The organism is Sphingopyxis sp., from assembly GCF_035565275.1.
Taxonomy (GTDB): domain Bacteria; phylum Pseudomonadota; class Alphaproteobacteria; order Sphingomonadales; family Sphingomonadaceae; genus Sphingopyxis.
In genome coordinates, this window is sequence record NZ_DATMST010000005.1 from 1 (window position 1) to 15,568 (window position 15,568).

The following is a 15,568-nucleotide window of genomic DNA, read 5'->3' on the forward strand; positions in this document are numbered from 1 at the left end:
GGCAAAGGCGCTGCCGCCGCCGCGCCCGACCGCGCCGCCGCGGCCGTGGAATAATTGCATCGCAGTGTCGGCCTCTTCGAACACCGGGGTCAGCGCCTGCGACGCCTGATGCAGCCCCCAGGTCGAGGTCAGATAGCCGCCATCCTTGTTCGAATCCGAATAGCCGATCATCACTTCCTGATGCCCGCGCTGCCCGATCTGCGGGCCGATTTCGGGCATCGCGAAATAGCGCGCCATGATCGCGGGCGCGCGATCGAGGTCGGCGATCGTTTCGAACAGCGGCACGACCATCAAATTGGATTTTCCGGCATCGCCGCCGCTGCGCCACAGTCCGGCTTCGCGCGCGAGAACATGGACCTCGAGCAGGTCGGACAGCTCCTGCGCCATGCTGATGATCCACTGGCAGATTGCATCATTGCCCAGCCGCGCGCGCACGTCGGCGGCGGCGTGGACGATCGCAAGTTCGCCCGCGGTCTCGTCGCTCCACTGGTGCCAAGGCGCGGCGAGCGGCCGGTCGCTCGCGAGTTCGGCAGTGAGCAGCGCGACGCGCGCTTCCTCATCGAGCGCCAGATAATCGGCGCACACGCCCGACACCGACAGCAATTCGGCGAGCACGCGTTCGTGCACGGCGCTGTTCTGCCGCATGTCGAGCGTCGCGAGGTGGAACCCGAACACTTCCACGGCGCGGATCAGTCGCCCCAGCGCGCCGATCCCGCCGAACTGGCCCTGGCTGTTCGCCGACAGGCCGTTGGCGATGGTGACGAGGTCACGGCGGAAATCGGCGGGCGTGTCATAGGCGACGCCCTTCAGCGCCGAAGGGCGCGGCGGGGCGCGGCCGACGATCTGCGCAAACGTCGCGCATAGCCGCGCATAAATCCCCGAAAGCGCACGGCGATAGGGTTCGTCGCGCCGGCTCGGTGCAGCGTCGCCGCTCGCCTCAGCCAGCGCATCGACGGCTTCGGGAACCGCGGCAAGGCTCGCCGACACCGACAGTTCGGCGCCCAGCCCGTGGACCGCGTCGATATAATGGCCGAGCACCGCGGCGGCGTTGCGCCCTGTCGCCATGTGCATCGTCTCGGCGGTGACAAAGGGGTTGCCGTCGCGGTCGCCGCCGATCCAGCTGCCGACGCGCAGGAAGCTCGCGGGGCGCTGCCCCAGCTCGGTTTCCCAGCGTGCGTAGAGTTTTGGCACGACGGGCAGGAAGACGTCGCGGAGATAGGTCAGCGCATTGTCGATCTCGTCGGCGACGAACAATTTCTCGGTGCGCAGCGGGCGCGTTTGCCAGAGCAGCACGATCTGCCGACGGATTGCATCCTCGACGACATCGCCCTCGGGCGTCTCGTCCGCCCCGGCATCGCGCAGCAGCATCAGCTCGGCGATGCGGTTCTTGTGGTCGAGCACCGACTTGCGCCGCACCTCGGTCGGATGCGCGGTCAGCACCGGCGCGACGAGCGACGCGTTCAGCAGCGCTGCGATCGCATCGCCGTCGATCGCGTCGCCGCGCAGCTTTTCGATCGCCGCCGCGACCGTGGCTTCGGGCTCGGCAGCGACGCCCTGCCGGTCCTCGGCGAGGTTCGCGAGCATCGAGAAGAGCATGAAACCGCGCACGAACGCGACCGTGTCGTCGAGGCCGAGCGCATCGAGCCCGGGGTCGATCGCCTCGGCCCCCGCGATCCCGCGGTGGCGGTCGACGCTGGACGAGCGGATATATTCGGTCTGGCGGAACAATTTATCACCGCCATAGGCGCGAATGACGTCACCGAGAATCCGCCCCAGATAGCGGATGTCGGGATTTTGCGAGATCTGGATAGGCGGGCCCATAAGCGCGCTTGCTGCACCTGCGAACACGCAGGGTCAAGCCGCGCATAGCTATGCTTCTATAAGATCAGTGCGTCTTGACGAGGTTCAACACGCCAAGATCGATCTCCGACGCGCCATCGAACGTAACAGAGTTGCGCGTGTCGGTGATGAACATCAGCCTGCCGTCGTCGCCGGTGATGCGCGCCGACACAGCATAGCTGTGCTTGGCGTCGATGGCACTGCGGTCGAAACGGAGCAGGAAGGCGATCGGCACCTGCTGCCCGTCGGCACCGAACGCCTGCCTTGCAATATTGCGCGCGGGCGCATCGGCGAGGCTGACGTCGTCGAGCCGTACCTCGATCTGCGCATTCGGCGGCAGCGCGATGCGCTCGCGATAGGCGATCTTGCCGCTGACGGTGTATTGCTGGTTCGCGGCCTCGCCCGTGGCGGCGCAGGCGGAAAGCGCTAGGGCGGAAAGGCCAAGGGCGAAAGCGGCGAAACGGCGCATCGGTCTTCTCCTTCTGGATCCAGCGAGCCTGAACCGATCAGCCTTCGAGTTCAACATCCCAATAAAGCCAGTCGATCCAGCTTGTATGCAGATAGTTGGGCGGGAAAGCGCGGCCATTGTCCTGCAGCTGCCAGCTCGTCGGACGCCACGGCTGGCGATACAGCGGCATATGCGCCTGTTGCGGCGTCCGGCCGCCTTTTTTCAGGTTGCACGGCGCGCAGGCGGTCGAGACATTCTCCCACGTCGTGCGTCCGCCGAGCCGGCGCGGCACGACATGGTCGAAGGTCAGATCCTTGCCCGATCCGCAATATTGGCACGCGAAACGGTCGCGCAGGAACAGGTTGAAGCGCGTGAACGCCGGATGCTCCGATGGCTTCACATATTGGCGCAGCGCAATGACGCTCGGGATCGGCATCGTCTTCGTCGGCGAATGAATCTCGCGTTCGTAATTTTCGACGATGGTGACGCGGTCGAGGAAAACCGCCTTCACCGCGGTCTGCCAAGGCCAGAGGCTCAAGGGATAATAGCTCAGCGGCGTATAATCTGCGTTGAGGACGAGGGCCGGACAGCTATCGGGATGCCGGGCAAGATCGGGATGGAACATGGCTTCGTAACGCTGCCCCCTTTGATCGCGGGATGGCGCGCCACTGCCGTTCCTGCATGACACCATCATTACATGCCCCATCAGATTCTGACGTCAAGAGCCTTGTGTCCGCAAGATATGGAATGATTGCCTTTGACTCGGCACAGCATATGGATTCATGGACAAAGGATGCTGACGCGTTTCGCCCCCAGCCCGACCGGCGAGCTTCATCTCGGCCACGCATACAGCGCGGTGCTCGCGCACGATGCGGCGCGCAGCGCGGGCGGGCATTTTCTGATCCGCATCGACGATATCGACGGCAGCCGTTCGCGCGAGGAATTTGTCGGCGCGTCGCTCGCCGATCTGGCGTGGCTCGGGATCGGCCGGGACGGCGATCCGGTGCGCCAGTCTGCGCGGCTCGGCCCCTATGCCGCCGCGCTCGACGACCTCCGCGCGCGGGGCCTCGTCTATCCCTGCTTTTGCACGCGCGCCGATATCGCCGCCAGCCTGTCGGCGCCACACGGGCCGTCCGGCGCCATCTATCCGGGCACCTGTCGGAGTCTTCCGGATGCCGAACGTCAGCGGCGCATCGTCGCCGAACCGCATTGCTGGCGGCTCGACATGGCGCGTGCGGTAGCGGAGACAGGCGAACTCGCATGGGAAGAAGCGGAGCGGGGGACACGCGTCGCCGACCCGCTCGCGCATGGCGACATTGTCCTGGCGCGCAAGGATGCGCCCGCCAGCTATCATCTCGCAAGCACGATTGACGATGCCGATATGGGGGTGACGCACATCATCCGCGGCGCCGACCTGATTGCCTCGACCGACGTCCACCGGCTGCTTCAGGCGCTGTTCGACCTGCCGACCCCGCTCTACCGCCACCATGCGCTCGTCTGCGGTCCCGACGGAAAACGGCTCGCGAAGCGCGATGCCGCCGCGTCGCTGGGATCGTTGCGGGCGGCAGGGATCGACGGCGCCGCGCTTGCCGCCGATTTGATCGCCGGCCGGCTTCCCGCTGGCTATTCGCTCCAAAATCCCTAGATAGGGGTCATGGAAATCCTGCTCATCCTTGGCGTCGTGATTGCCGCCGGCTTCGTCCTCTTCTCGCTCGCGCGGGGGCTCTTCTATTTCTCGCAGGGACACAAGGCCCAGATGGACGGCAGCGCGCACGAAAATCAGGTGATGCAGAACAAGATGATGATGTCGCGCGTCAAATGGCAGGCGATCACCATCATCCTGCTCGTGCTGATCGGCCTGCTCGCCGCCGGCAAGTAAGTTCGCGCCCGTGGTCAAACTCAACAAGATCTACACGCGCACCGGCGACGACGGCACCACCGGTCTCGTCGACGGCTCGCGCATCGCCAAATCGGATGCGCTGATGGCGGCGATCGGCGACGTCGACGAAGCGAACAGCGCGATCGGTCTCGCCGCCGCCGCGCTCGACCCGGCGAGCGGCGAAGCCGCAATGCTGTCGCGCATCCAGAACGAGATGTTCGACCTCGGCGCCGACCTCGCGACTCCGCCCGACATCCAGTTCGGCTTCGGTCCGCACGACATGGCGCTGCGCATCGTGCCCAGCCAGATCGCGCGGCTGGAGGACGAGGTCGACACGATGAACGACGATCTCGAAGCGCTTCGCAGCTTTATCCTGCCCGGCGGCACCGAAGCCGCGGCGCGGCTTCACCTCGCGCGTGCCGTGACGCGCCGCGCAGAGAGAGCGGCCGTTGCGGCGGGCAGCGCGCGCGACCTCAACCCGCTCGCACTCAACTACCTCAACCGCCTTTCGGACCATCTGTTCGTGCTTGCCCGGCACCTGAACGCTGCGGCGGGCGGCGACATCCTCTGGAAACCCGGCGCGACGCGCTGATATCCCGTCGTCACCGTGAAGGCGGGATCCGCCGTCAGCCTTCCACGACTCTCCAGCGCCCCCGAGCTGGCGAGGGCGACGAAGTTTTGTTCCCTAAACGTTCTGGACAATTCCGCACGCTGTAACCATAATCCGACGAACCGCGAAACCGAATCGCACCCCCGGGGATTGTCTCACCATGGCCAGCCGAACCGACGCTTCGCTGACAACCGATACGCTGGAAGAGCTGACGCGGCGCTTCGCCGCGACCCGGCGGCTGTCGCTTGATCTGGTCGCAACCCTTTCCGATGCCGACGCCAGCGCGCAGTCGATGCCCGACGCCTCGCCCGCCAAATGGCATCTTGCGCACACGACCTGGTTCTTCGAAACCTTCATCCTGCGCGATCATGTCGCGGGCTACCGGCTTTTCGACACCCGCTACCCCTATCTGTTCAACAGCTATTATGAGGCTGAAGGGCCGCGCCATGCGCGTCCGCAGCGCGGCCTGCTGACGCGGCCGTCGCTTGACGAGCTGTGCGTCTGGCGCGCGCATGTCGACGTCGCGGTCCAGACTGCGCTGCCCGGTCTGTCGCCCGCGGCGCTGGCGCTTGTTGAACTCGGCATCCATCACGAGCAGCAGCATCAGGAACTGCTCCTCACCGACCTCAAGCATCTGTTCGCGCAGAACCCGCTCGGCCCCGCCGTGTGGGAAACGCCCATCGCGAGTGGAGTTAAGCAGTTTTCCGCGATGACATGGGTGAAGGGTGCCGAGGGCGTCGTTGCAGTCGGGCATGCCGGCGAAGGCTTCGCCTTCGACTGCGAAGGTCCGCGCCACGATGCGCTGCTCACGCCCCATGCGCTCGCCAGCCGCCCGGTCAGCAACGGCGAATGGCAGGAATTCATCGCCGACGGCGGCTATCACACCCCGTCGCTCTGGCTGAGCGATGGCTGGGCATGGGTGCAGGCCGAAAATATCGAAGCGCCCGCCTATTGGGACGGCGAGCGCCAGTTCACGCTTTCGGGCTGGCAATCCATCGACCCCGCCGCGCCGGTCACCCACATCAGTTTTTTTGAGGCCGACGCTTTCGCGACCTGGGCCGGCGCGCGCCTTCCGACCGAGTTCGAATGGGAAGCTGCAGCGGCGATGTTCGATCCGCGCGAAGGACAGCAGCTGGACACGGCGGGGGCAACGCAGCCTGCTCCGGCCGAGGACGACACGGACCTGCAACAGATGTTCGGCAGCGTGTGGGAATGGACTGGCAGTGCCTATCGCCCCTATCCCGGCTTTCGCGCCGCGCCCGGCGCGGTCGGCGAATATAATGGCAAATTCATGAGCGGCCAGTTCGTCCTGCGCGGCGGCAGTTGCGCGACCCCGCGCGGTCATATGCGCGCTTCCTACCGCAATTTCTTCTATCCCCACCAGCGCTGGCAGTTCACCGGCCTCCGCCTCGCGAAAGATCTCTGATATGGGCGTCGTCCGCCAGCTCCGCCAAGTCGATGCCGACGCGACCGGAATCGACATCGCCTTTCGTGCCGATGTCCACGCCGGATTGGGTCAGAAGCAAAAGGCGATCCCCGCGCGCTGGTTTTACGACGCAACTGGCTCGGCGCTGTTCGAGGACATCACGTCGCTTCCTGATTATTATCCGACACGCAGCGAAACGGCTCTGCTGAGCCGCCACGCCGCCGGCATCTCGGCGGCGGTCGGCCCCGGCCGTGCGGTTGTCGAACTCGGGTCGGGCAGCTCGACCAAAACGCCGCTACTGCTCGATGCGATCGCGCCGGCCGCATATGTTCCGGTCGATATTTCGGGCGATTTCCTGCGCGACAGCGCATTGGCGCTCGCGGCGCGCTACCCGGCGGTGCCTATCTATCCGGTCGAAGCCGATTTTACCCAGCGGGTCAATCTGCCGCGCGAAATCTGCTCGTTGCCCAAGCTCGGGTTTTTTCCTGGCTCGACGATCGGCAATATGGTCGCGCGCACCGCGATCGACCTGCTTCGGAACTGGCGCGCCGCTCTTGGCGACGGGTCGTTAATGCTGATCGGGGTCGATCGCATCAAGGACACTGCGCTCCTCGAACGTGCCTATGACGATCCGGCAGGAGTCACGGCGGCCTTCAATCTCAATCTGCTCGAGCGGATCAACCGCGAGCTTGGCGGCGATATTCCGGTCGAAAATTTCATCCATCGCGCGGTTTGGGACGATGTCCACGCGCGGATCGAAATGCATCTTGTCGCCGCGTGCGATCTCGACTTTACGATCGACGGCCGTGCCTATCATATGGCGAAGGGCGAGACGATCCACAGCGAGAACAGCCATAAATACGGTCCGCGCGATGCGAACCTGCTGCTGCGCGCCGGGGGCTGGACGCCGGTCGCGACGTGGGACGATGTCGACCCCGCATTTGCTTTGATCCTGGCCGAAGCGACCGAGTTCCGCTCGGCGCCCTGACGCTCTGCCCTTGACGCATAGGCCCGAGGCCGTAGGGGCACGGGACGGGATTTCCAGCGAAAGGGCATATCATGATCGTCGGCGTTATCGGTGCGGGACAGATGGGCGCGGGCATTGCGCAGGTTTCGGCAGGCGCCGGCCATGACGTGCTGCTCTCCGACATTGATATCGCGCGCGCCGAGGCAGGCAAGGCGGGCATTGCCAAGGCGCTCGGCCGCCTCGTGTCGAAGGAAAAGATGACGCAGGCCGATGCCGATGCGCTGCTTGATCGGATCACGCCGGTCGCCGACCACAGCGCTTTCGCGCCAGCCGATCTCGTGATCGAGGCGGCGACCGAGCGCGAAGAGATCAAGCGCGCGATCTTCGCCAGCGTCGGTCAGCATCTCTCGGCGACCGCGATCCTCGCGAGCAACACCAGTTCCATCCCGATCACCCGTCTTGCGCAGGCCGCGCCCGATGCGGCGCGCTTCATCGGCGTCCATTTCTTCAATCCGGTCCCGGTGATGGGGTTGATCGAACTGATCCGCGGCCTCGCGACCAGCGACGATACGCTGGCGAAGGTCGAGGCCTATGGCCGCGGACTCGGCAAGGAAATCGTCCACGCCAACGACGCGCCGGGCTTCATCGTCAACCGCGTGCTGATGCCGATGATCAACGAAGCCGTGTTTGCGCTCGGCGAGGGCGTCGCGACGATGCAGGACATCGACGCCGGCTGCCGCCTCGGCCTCAACCATCCGATGGGCCCGATCACGCTCGCCGACTTCATCGGGCTCGACACCTGCCTTGAAATCATCCGCGTGCTCTACAGCGGGACCGGCGATCCGAAATTCCGCCCGGCACCGTTGCTCGTCCAATATGTTGACGCCGGCTGGGTCGGCAAAAAGGCCGGCCGTGGCTTTTACGACTGGACGGGCGAGGCTCCCGTTCCGACGCGGTGACGATGACCCCCGGCGCCGCCTCGCGCTCGAACAGCGCGGCGTGGCACGGGGCCGCTTTGGCGGCGACCATCACCTGTCGGTGCTGACCCTCGCCTGGCTGTCGGGCGATCGACAGCAGCCGGGCGATAAGGAGCAGGGAGCCGACCGGACGGTTGTGCGTTGATTTCATGCGCCGATCGGGCGCGCCAACAGAGGGAAAGATCATGCGCAGAACCTTGTTGATGAGCCTGGCCGTCGCGGCCTCCATCCTTCCGGCCACTTTAAGCGCCCAGCAGGGCGCGCCCGAAGATTCGACGATCAAGGGCACGGCGAATTCGGTGACCGAGCCGTTCGACGGCAAGGAAGTCCCTCCGAAGCTATTGGCGATTCAGGAAAATCCCTATTCGCTCGCCGGCCTCGGAAAATGTGCCGCGATCATCGGAGAGGTGAACGAGCTCAATGCTGTATTGGGCCCTGACGTCAATGAACAGGTCGACAAGGACCGCGCCAAGAAACGCGAGGAAACCGCGGGCCGTGTCGCCGGAACGGTGGCGGGCGGGATTATTCCGTTTCGCGGGCTGATTGGCGAGGTGACCGGTGCCAATGCCGAACGGCGACGTTACGCGCTCGCCGTCTATGCGGGCACGGTACGGCGCGGCTTCCTCAAGGGCGTCGGGCTTCAGCGCGGCTGCAAGGCGCCCGCCCGGCCCTGATCCTCTTCCATCGGTCAGAGCGGCGTGTAGACGACCCGGCAGCTTTCAGCCGCGGAGCGCAGCGCGGTATTCCACGTCACCTCGTTGCCGTTGCGCTGCAGGCGCGCGCCGCTCTTGTTTTCGTAAATCTGGCCGCGGTTGGCGGGAGTCGATTTCAGGACCATCGTCCGGCCGCCGTTGACGCGGACGATGGCGCCATCCCCGACATAGTCGACTTTCAGCCGCGTGCCGCGATTGCACTCGTAACTGGTGCCGGTGTTGCGCGGGACCGAGGAACAGCCCGCGACCAGCATCGTCGTCGCGGCGGCGCATATAGCGATCGTCGTTTTCATGACACTTCCCCCTTCAATAACCCGACCGCACACACAGCACGTCGGCGAGGTAGATCCGGCCGTTGACCGTCTCCATATGCTCGCGCGCCGATCCGTTCCATCCGATCGAACGGCAATAGGTGTCGGCGGTGCGCGCCGCGCAGTTCGCGGTGGCCGAGCCCGCTTCGCAGGCGAGGATGCGATTGTTGCCGCGCGCCGGCTGGGTGTGGAACTCGGCGAAATTGCCGCGCGCGACCTGATCATTGGCGGGCGGATTCCAGCCGCCGCCACCTCCGCCGCCGCCAGCGGGGCGGATCGACTGGATGGTCAGACCGCGCAGGACATTGTTCAGCATCGGGGTATCACGATCGATCGTCCGGCAATTGCCGCGATAGCGGGTCTTTTCGCAAAGCTCCCAGCGGCCGCGCGGTACACGGATCGAATTGACGGGCCAGGCGAGGCCGAGGTTGGGCTTTTCCTCGCCGATGAAGACCGCGGGGCCGCGATAGCCGGCGTCGCGATAGATCGTCGCCTCGGGCGGACGATATCGTTCAGTTTCGACGGTCTGGGCGTTCGACGTGGCGAGGAAACCCGCCCCCATCGATGCCGCAGCCGCGGCAAGGATCGACAAACGATAAGCGGTTTTCATGACATCCTCCCTGTTGACGAACGCGACCTGGGATTCGTTATGTTCCCGAAGTTTACGTCATTGCGAGGCGGCTTGCAAACTCTCACGGCTGCTGGCCCGGCGCAGGCGATGTCGTGGCGGCAGGTCGGGGCGTCTTCGGTAGTGGAACCGATACGGCGGCATCGGCTGCTGCTGCAGGAGCCGTAACGGCCACGGCAGGTTCGGGCGGGGCCGCCAGCGGCGGGGCGATCCCCAGCATCAGTCCCGCGAGCGCAGCCGACATCAGGTTCGACAGGCTGCCCGCGAGCAGCGCCTTCAGGCCGAGCTTGGCGATCATCGGCCGCTGGTTCGGCGCGAGCCCGCCGGTTACTGCCATCTGGATCGCGATCGAGCTGAAATTGGCGAAGCCGCAAAGCGCAAAGGTCGCGATCGCGACCGCCGCCATCGACATGTCGCCCTGCGCCTTGCCGAGGTCGATGAACGCGACGAATTCGTTGAGCACGACCTTGCTGCCGAACAGCCCGCCGACCGTCGCGCTTTCTTCCCACGGCACGCCCATCAGCCACATGACGGGACGAAAGATCGCGCCGATGATCGCCTGAAACGACAGGCCGTCGACGCCGAACCAGCCGCCGATCCCGGCGAGCAGCCCGTTGGCGAGCGCGACCAGCGCGACGAAGGCCATCACCATCGCGCCGACCGCAACCGCCAGTTTGACGCCGGTCTGCGCGCCTTGCGCCGCTGCCATGATGATGTTCGCGGGCTTTTCCTCGTCGTGGCTTGCCTCGGGCATGACGACGGGTTCGATGCCGATATCCTTTGGGTCGTCGGGCATCATGATCTTCGCCATCAGGATCCCGCCGGGAGCCGACATGAAGCTCGCGGCGAGCAGATAGGGAAGGAGATGCGGGCCGATCATCCCCGCGTAAGCGCCAAGGATCGTTCCCGCGACCCCCGCCATCCCCACCGTCATTACGGTGAACAGCTGCGACGGGGTCAGGCCTGCGAGGTACGGCCGGATGACGAGCGGGCTTTCGGACTGGCCGACGAAGATGTTCGCGGCGGCGCCAAGGCTTTCGACCTTGGTGATGCCGGTCACCTTCTGGATCGCGCCGCCGACCCATTTGATGATCAGCTGCATGATGCCGAGGTAATAGAGCACCGAGATGAGGGACGCGAAGAAGATGATCACGGGCAGCGCGCCGATCGCGAAGACGGCTTTACCATATGGGGCCTGCGTCAGTACCTCGCCGAACAGGAATTTCGTGCCTTCGTCGGCGTAGCTCAAGAGATTCGACACGCCGTTCGACATTGCCTGGATCACCGCACGGCCCCACGGCGTGCCGATGACGAGCACCGCGAAGCCCGCCTGAAGCAGGAAGGCGGGGAGGACGATACGCGGGCGGATCCAGCGACGGTTCGACGAAAAAAGCACGGCGATCGCAAGCAATGCGACGATGCCGAGCAGACCGATCAGGCGTTCCATAATTTCTGTGCGTCCCCCGCAAATTTGATACTCGTGTCTAACGGCGTTTGACGGCGGGGCAAGAGGCGCGCGGCGGGCCGTGTTTCTCGGACTTTCCAGCATCTGCAAAACCGACTATCGGGCGGCATGACCGACACCACTTCGGCGGCGTTGCCGCGCACCCTTTCACCCTCGCTCTTTCTTTTCTCGATCGTTTACGGCGGAATGGTCGTGCTCGCCGGGGTGCTGGGGAACAAGCAGGTCGCGCTGGGTAGCTGGCTGGCGGTCGAGGCGGGCATCTTCGCCTTTCTGCTGCTCGTCGCGCTGTCGAGCGCAGTGTCCGAACTGCACGGACAGTCGGTAGCAAACCGGCTCGTGTTGTGGGGATTCGTTCCGCTGGTCCTGTCGATCATGCTGACCGCGCTGGTGCTCGCGCTGCCGGCGTCGCCCGAAATGCAGCCCGAACGGCTCGCGGCATTCGATACGATCCTGGGTCAAAGCCCGCGCCTGATGGCGGCGGGAATCGTCGCTTATGGCACCTCGCAATTCCTGAACGTCACGATCTTCAGCAAGCTTCGCGGACGCGAGGGAGCGGGCACGACCTGGCTCGCGATCCGCGGCGCGATCGCCAGCGCATTGAGCCAGATTGTCGATACGCTGCTGTTCGTGACGATCGCCTTTTACGGCGTGTTTCCGATCGCCAACCTGATGGGCGGGCAGATGCTCGCCAAGGTGACGCTGTCGATCGTCGTCATTCCCTTCGTGATTACCGGCCTTGTCGCGCTTGGCCGCAACCTGGATGCAAAGAACGCCGGATGATGTCGATGACCGATCCTTCGAAAATGCCCGATCTGCTTGCCAAGGCCGAAACGCTCGTCGAGGCGCTGCCCTATCTGCAACGCTACGCCGGTGAAACCTTCGTCATCAAATATGGCGGTCATGCGATGGGTGATCCCGAGGCGCAGCGCGACTTCGCCGAGGATGTCGTGTTGCTCAAGGCTGTCGGGATCAATCCGGTCGTCGTGCACGGCGGCGGGCCCCAGATCGGGCGAATGCTGAAGCAGCTCGGGATCGAGTCGACCTTCGTGGGCGGGCTGCGCGTCACCGATGCAGCGACCGCCGAGGTCGCCGAAATGGTGCTGGCGGGCAAGATCAACAAGGAAATCGTAAGCTGGATCGCCGCGCTTGGCGGACGGGCGGTCGGCATTTCGGGCAAGGACGCCAATCTGGTGCTCGCCGAAAAGGTCAGTCGCACGGAGGCGGACCCCAATTCGGGGATCGAGCGGCATGTCGACCTGGGGTTCGTCGGCGAACCCGTCGCGGTTGACCCGACGATCCTCGTCAACCTGACCGATGATAATTTCATTCCGGTCGTTGCACCCGTCGCGCTTGGCGCCGACGGCGCGACCTATAATATCAACGCCGACACGATGGCGGGCGCGATCGCCGGGGCGCTCGGCGCGAAACGCTTTTTCCTGCTCACCGACGTTGCCGGGGTGCTCGACAAGTCGGGAGCGCTGCTCACCGACCTCGACCGCCCGGCGATCGAGGTGCTGAAAGCCGACGGGACGATTACCGGCGGCATGATCCCCAAGGTCGAGACCTGCGTCGCCGCCGTCGATGCGGGGGTCGAGGCGGCGGTCATCCTCGACGGGCGCATCCCGCATGCGATGCTGCTCGAAATTTTCACCGCGAGGGGTGCGGGCACACTCATTCACCGCTAAGAGAGCCGAAGCGAACCCGCTGGCCGGAGATATTGATGTACCTGATGCTTCTGCAAATCCTGTCGATCCTGCTCAACATCCTGTGGTGGATCATCATCGTCCAGGCGGTGATGTCGTGGCTGATCGCGTTCAACGTCATCAACACGCACAATGATTTCGTCGGCCAGCTCTGGCACGTGCTCGAGCGGATTACCGAACCGCTTTATCGTCCCTTCCGGCGCATCATGCCCGATTTCGGCGGCCTCGATCTGACGCCGATGGTCGTGCTGATCCTGATCATCATCCTGCAGGGCCCCGTTATCTCCTACCTTTATACGCTCGGCATGAACACGGGAGCGATCTGACGTGACAGGGGCGGGGCATGTGATCGACGGCAAGACCTTTGCCGCCGGCCTTCGGGCCCGCATCGCCGGTGCGGTTCCGGCGTTCGAAAGGGCTGCGGGTCGCGCGCCCGGACTAGCCGTGGTCCTCGTCGGCGACGATCCGGCGAGCGCGGTCTATGTCGGGTCGAAGGGCAAGGCGACGGTCGCCGCGGGCATGGAAAGCTTCGAGCATCGCCTGCCCGCGAGCGCCTCGCAGGCTGAAGTCGAAGCGCTCCTGCGCCAGCTCAACGACGATGACGCCGTTGACGGCATCCTCCTCCAGCTGCCGCTCCCAGGCCATCTCGACGAACAGGCGGCGGTGGCCACCATTCATCCCGACAAGGATGTCGACGGCCTGACCCCGGTCAGCGCGGGGCGCCTCGCGCTCGGCATCCCGGGCATGGTGCCGTGCACGCCCTATGGCTGCCTGCTATTGTTGCAGGACCGGCTCGGCGACCTGTCGGGCAAGGACGCGATCGTCGTCGGGCGCTCGATCCTTGTCGGCAAGCCGATGGGGCAGCTGCTGCTCGGCGCGAACTGCACCGTGACGATGGCGCACAGCCGGACGAAAGATTTGCCCGATCTGGTGCGCCGGGCCGATATCGTCGTTGCCGCCGTCGGCCGCGCCGAAATGGTGAAGGGCGACTGGATCAAGCCCGGCGCGGTCGTCATCGACGTCGGGATCAACCGCCTGCCGCCCGCCGACGGTGCCGCGAAAGGCCGGCTCGTCGGCGATGTCGATTATGACAGCGTCGCCGCGGTCGCCGATGCGATCACCCCGGTGCCCGGCGGGGTCGGTCCGATGACCATCGCCTGCCTGCTGCGCAACACGCTCGTTGCCGCCCACCGCCGCGCAGGTCTGGCCGATCCGGAGGGTTTTTGATGCGCCGTCTGGCCGTCGCTGCCCTTTTGCTTTCGGTGATTGCGGACGGTGCTGCAATTGCACGTGAACGCGACCCGCTCGCAGCGAATCCCAGCGCGTTCATCGCCGCCGAAATCGGCTTTTCGCGGCTCGCGCAAGAAAAAGGACAGTGGACGGCGTTTCGCGAAACCGCGGCCCCCGAGGCGGTAATGTTCGTGCCGCAGCGCGTGAAGGCGCGCGATTGGCTCAAGTCGCAGAAGGACCCCGCCGAGGCGGTGAAGTGGCAGCCGCATGCGGTCTATACCAGCTGCGACGGCAATGTCGGCGTCACCACCGGTGCGTGGCAGAAGGGACCGGCGAACGGCTATTTCACGACCGTCTGGCTGCGCGATCCCAAGAAGGGCAAACTAGCCTGGACCCTCGACCATGGCGATACGTTGGCGACCCCGCGCGAAGCCCCCGAATTTATCGGATCGAAGCAGGCGGTCTGTGGTTCGCGGCCCGCGGTGCCGGTCGAAGCGGGGGCCGAAGGTGACGATATGGCGGTCGGCCTGTCGCCCGACCAGACGCTCAGCTGGACGTCGACTGTCCACGCCGACGAGTCGCGCCGCGTCACGATCCGCCTCTGGGACGGCAAGGCGATGGCGACGGTCATCGACGATCAGGTCGCGGCGCCGAAGAAGCAGCCGTGATCGACCTCTTCATCTCGGCCTTCGTCACGCTGTTCGTGGTCATCGACCCGCCGGGTTGTGCGCCGATCTATGCCAGCCTGACGACCGGCGCGAGCGCGCAGCAGCGCCGCTCTATGGCGATCCGCGCGACGGTGATCGCGGGCCTGATCCTCGTTTTCTTCGCGATGTTCGGCGAAGCGCTGCTGAGCTTCCTTCACATAGATCTCGACAGTTTCCGCATTGCGGGCGGGATCATGCTGTTCATCATCGCGATCGACATGGTGTTCGAAAAGCGCACCGAACGCCGTGAACAGCGCGCCGAAAAGCTGATGGCAACCCCCGAGGTCGAGGATGTGTCGGTGTTTCCGATGGCGATGCCGATGCTCGCGGGGCCGGGCTCGATCGCTTCGGTGATGCTGCTCGTGTCACAGAACAACGGGCTGGACCGGGCTTTCGTCATCTTCGGTGCGCTGTTGCTCGTGCTGCTGCTGACGCTCGCCGCTCTGCTTTCGGCGGGGCCGTTGATGCGGTTGATCGGCAACAAGGGCGAAGCGGTGATTACCCGCCTGCTTGGCGTGCTGCTCGCAGCGCTCGCGGCGCAGTTCGTGATCGACGGGCTGAAGGCAAGCTTTCCGAGCTTGAGTTGATTGCTTTTCGCTTTGCGAAAAGCGGCGGCACCGGCCCGCTCCCCCTCCCGGCCTCCCTGGGTTACTATCGTCGGGGAG

At 65.1% G+C, this 15,568-nt stretch carries 20 protein-coding genes; 14 read left to right on the forward strand and 6 right to left on the reverse strand.

From position 1 onward, the window contains the following. The 3 genes from VN047_RS00265 to VN047_RS00275 all read right to left on the reverse strand — a co-directional run. On the reverse strand, positions 1-1,821 hold a 1,821-nt coding region (locus VN047_RS00265; protein ID WP_325538903.1), incomplete at its 3' end, for a phosphoenolpyruvate carboxylase. Positions 1,822-1,885: 64 nt separating this feature from the next. Further along, complete coding sequence (locus VN047_RS00270) at positions 1,886-2,308, reverse strand: YbaY family lipoprotein (RefSeq protein ID WP_325538904.1); 423 nt, start codon at positions 2,306-2,308, stop codon at positions 1,886-1,888. Between the two features lie 37 nt (positions 2,309-2,345). Next, positions 2,346-2,912 carry an HNH endonuclease gene (locus VN047_RS00275; RefSeq protein ID WP_093510135.1) on the reverse strand — a complete coding sequence of 189 codons (567 nt, stop codon included), beginning with the start codon at positions 2,910-2,912 and terminating at the stop codon, positions 2,346-2,348. 168 nt (positions 2,913-3,080) lie between these two features. On the opposite strand from VN047_RS00275, the gene gluQRS reads away from it, so the two are divergent. The 8 genes from gluQRS (at position 3,081) to VN047_RS00315 (ending at position 8,820) form a co-directional block, all read left to right on the forward strand. Next, positions 3,081-3,932, forward strand: a complete 852-nt coding sequence (gluQRS, locus tag VN047_RS00280) for a tRNA glutamyl-Q(34) synthetase GluQRS (RefSeq protein WP_325538905.1) — start codon at positions 3,081-3,083, stop codon at positions 3,930-3,932. Between the two features lie 9 nt (positions 3,933-3,941). Beyond that, positions 3,942-4,166, forward strand: coding sequence for an HIG1 domain-containing protein (locus tag VN047_RS00285; protein ID WP_325538906.1), 225 nt, complete (start codon positions 3,942-3,944; stop codon positions 4,164-4,166). Between the two features lie 10 nt (positions 4,167-4,176). After that, entirely contained in the window at positions 4,177-4,758 is a 582-nt protein-coding gene (locus tag VN047_RS00290; RefSeq protein WP_325538907.1) for a cob(I)yrinic acid a,c-diamide adenosyltransferase, read from the forward strand. Positions 4,759-4,936: 178 nt separating this feature from the next. Further along, positions 4,937-6,202, forward strand: a complete 1,266-nt coding sequence (gene egtB, locus VN047_RS00295) for an ergothioneine biosynthesis protein EgtB (protein WP_325538908.1) — start codon at positions 4,937-4,939, stop codon at positions 6,200-6,202. A gap of 1 nt (position 6,203) precedes the next feature. Beyond that, positions 6,204-7,190: an L-histidine N(alpha)-methyltransferase gene (egtD, locus tag VN047_RS00300; RefSeq protein WP_325538909.1), complete on the forward strand. Its 987-nt coding sequence runs from the start codon at positions 6,204-6,206 to the stop codon at positions 7,188-7,190. 71 nt (positions 7,191-7,261) lie between these two features. Next, positions 7,262-8,128 (forward strand): 3-hydroxyacyl-CoA dehydrogenase NAD-binding domain-containing protein, encoded by an 867-nt coding sequence (locus tag VN047_RS00305; protein WP_325538910.1) that lies wholly within the window; start codon positions 7,262-7,264, stop codon positions 8,126-8,128. A gap of 40 nt (positions 8,129-8,168) precedes the next feature. Then, a complete protein-coding gene (locus VN047_RS00310; protein WP_325538911.1) occupies positions 8,169-8,291 on the forward strand; it encodes a hypothetical protein in 123 nt (40 codons plus the stop codon). 40 nt (positions 8,292-8,331) lie between these two features. After that, on the forward strand, positions 8,332-8,820 hold the full coding sequence (locus VN047_RS00315; RefSeq protein ID WP_325538912.1) for a hypothetical protein: 489 nt from the start codon (positions 8,332-8,334) through the stop codon (positions 8,818-8,820). 14 nt (positions 8,821-8,834) lie between these two features. On the opposite strand, the gene VN047_RS00320 is transcribed toward VN047_RS00315, so the two are convergent. The 3 genes from VN047_RS00320 to VN047_RS00330 form a co-directional block, all read right to left on the reverse strand. Further along, positions 8,835-9,152, reverse strand: coding sequence for an MliC family protein (locus VN047_RS00320; protein ID WP_325538913.1), 318 nt, complete (start codon positions 9,150-9,152; stop codon positions 8,835-8,837). 13 nt (positions 9,153-9,165) lie between these two features. After that, positions 9,166-9,780 carry a hypothetical protein gene (locus VN047_RS00325; protein ID WP_325538914.1) on the reverse strand — a complete coding sequence of 205 codons (615 nt, stop codon included), beginning with the start codon at positions 9,778-9,780 and terminating at the stop codon, positions 9,166-9,168. Between the two features lie 82 nt (positions 9,781-9,862). Further along, complete coding sequence (locus tag VN047_RS00330) at positions 9,863-11,245, reverse strand: NupC/NupG family nucleoside CNT transporter (RefSeq protein ID WP_325538915.1); 1,383 nt, start codon at positions 11,243-11,245, stop codon at positions 9,863-9,865. Between the two features lie 126 nt (positions 11,246-11,371). Between VN047_RS00330 and VN047_RS00335 the strand changes: the two genes are divergently transcribed. Genes VN047_RS00335 through VN047_RS00360 form a run of 6 tightly spaced genes read left to right on the forward strand, consistent with a single transcriptional unit; the run spans position 11,372 to position 15,490 of the window. Next, entirely contained in the window at positions 11,372-12,043 is a 672-nt protein-coding gene (locus VN047_RS00335; protein ID WP_325538916.1) for a queuosine precursor transporter, read from the forward strand. Further along, complete coding sequence (argB, locus tag VN047_RS00340) at positions 12,040-12,948, forward strand: acetylglutamate kinase (RefSeq protein WP_414712641.1); 909 nt, start codon at positions 12,040-12,042, stop codon at positions 12,946-12,948. The genes VN047_RS00335 and argB overlap by 4 nt, the downstream gene beginning before the upstream one ends. Positions 12,949-12,983: 35 nt before the next feature. Further along, positions 12,984-13,292, forward strand: a complete 309-nt coding sequence (locus VN047_RS00345) for a YggT family protein (protein ID WP_325538918.1) — start codon at positions 12,984-12,986, stop codon at positions 13,290-13,292. A gap of 1 nt (position 13,293) precedes the next feature. Continuing rightward, on the forward strand, positions 13,294-14,193 hold the full coding sequence (folD, locus tag VN047_RS00350; RefSeq protein ID WP_325538919.1) for a bifunctional methylenetetrahydrofolate dehydrogenase/methenyltetrahydrofolate cyclohydrolase FolD: 900 nt from the start codon (positions 13,294-13,296) through the stop codon (positions 14,191-14,193). Next, positions 14,193-14,864 (forward strand): hypothetical protein, encoded by a 672-nt coding sequence (locus VN047_RS00355; protein ID WP_325538920.1) that lies wholly within the window; start codon positions 14,193-14,195, stop codon positions 14,862-14,864. The genes folD and VN047_RS00355 overlap by 1 nt, the downstream gene beginning before the upstream one ends. Then, positions 14,861-15,490, forward strand: a complete 630-nt coding sequence (locus VN047_RS00360; protein WP_325538921.1) for a MarC family protein — start codon at positions 14,861-14,863, stop codon at positions 15,488-15,490. The genes VN047_RS00355 and VN047_RS00360 overlap by 4 nt, the downstream gene beginning before the upstream one ends. Positions 15,491-15,568 lie beyond the last annotated feature (78 nt).

Bases quoted from the DNA above. Each gene is read 5' to 3' on its own strand.
- VN047_RS00270 (WP_325538904.1), bottom strand. From the start codon at position 2,308: ATGCGCCGTTTCGCCGCTTTCGCCCTTGGCCTTTCCGCCCTAGCGCTT.
- VN047_RS00275 (WP_093510135.1), bottom strand. From the start codon at position 2,912: ATGTTCCATCCCGATCTTGCCCGGCATCCCGATAGCTGTCCGGCCCTC.
- gluQRS (WP_325538905.1), top strand. From the start codon at position 3,081: ATGCTGACGCGTTTCGCCCCCAGCCCGACCGGCGAGCTTCATCTCGGC.
- VN047_RS00285 (WP_325538906.1), top strand. From the start codon at position 3,942: ATGGAAATCCTGCTCATCCTTGGCGTCGTGATTGCCGCCGGCTTCGTC.
- egtB (WP_325538908.1), top strand. From the start codon at position 4,937: ATGGCCAGCCGAACCGACGCTTCGCTGACAACCGATACGCTGGAAGAG.
- egtD (WP_325538909.1), top strand. From the start codon at position 6,204: ATGGGCGTCGTCCGCCAGCTCCGCCAAGTCGATGCCGACGCGACCGGA.
- VN047_RS00305 (WP_325538910.1), top strand. From the start codon at position 7,262: ATGATCGTCGGCGTTATCGGTGCGGGACAGATGGGCGCGGGCATTGCG.
- VN047_RS00315 (WP_325538912.1), top strand. From the start codon at position 8,332: ATGCGCAGAACCTTGTTGATGAGCCTGGCCGTCGCGGCCTCCATCCTT.
- VN047_RS00320 (WP_325538913.1), bottom strand. From the start codon at position 9,152: ATGAAAACGACGATCGCTATATGCGCCGCCGCGACGACGATGCTGGTC.
- VN047_RS00325 (WP_325538914.1), bottom strand. From the start codon at position 9,780: ATGAAAACCGCTTATCGTTTGTCGATCCTTGCCGCGGCTGCGGCATCG.
- VN047_RS00330 (WP_325538915.1), bottom strand. From the start codon at position 11,245: ATGGAACGCCTGATCGGTCTGCTCGGCATCGTCGCATTGCTTGCGATC.
- VN047_RS00335 (WP_325538916.1), top strand. From the start codon at position 11,372: ATGACCGACACCACTTCGGCGGCGTTGCCGCGCACCCTTTCACCCTCG.
- argB (WP_414712641.1), top strand. From the start codon at position 12,040: ATGATGTCGATGACCGATCCTTCGAAAATGCCCGATCTGCTTGCCAAG.
- VN047_RS00345 (WP_325538918.1), top strand. From the start codon at position 12,984: ATGTACCTGATGCTTCTGCAAATCCTGTCGATCCTGCTCAACATCCTG.
- VN047_RS00355 (WP_325538920.1), top strand. From the start codon at position 14,193: ATGCGCCGTCTGGCCGTCGCTGCCCTTTTGCTTTCGGTGATTGCGGAC.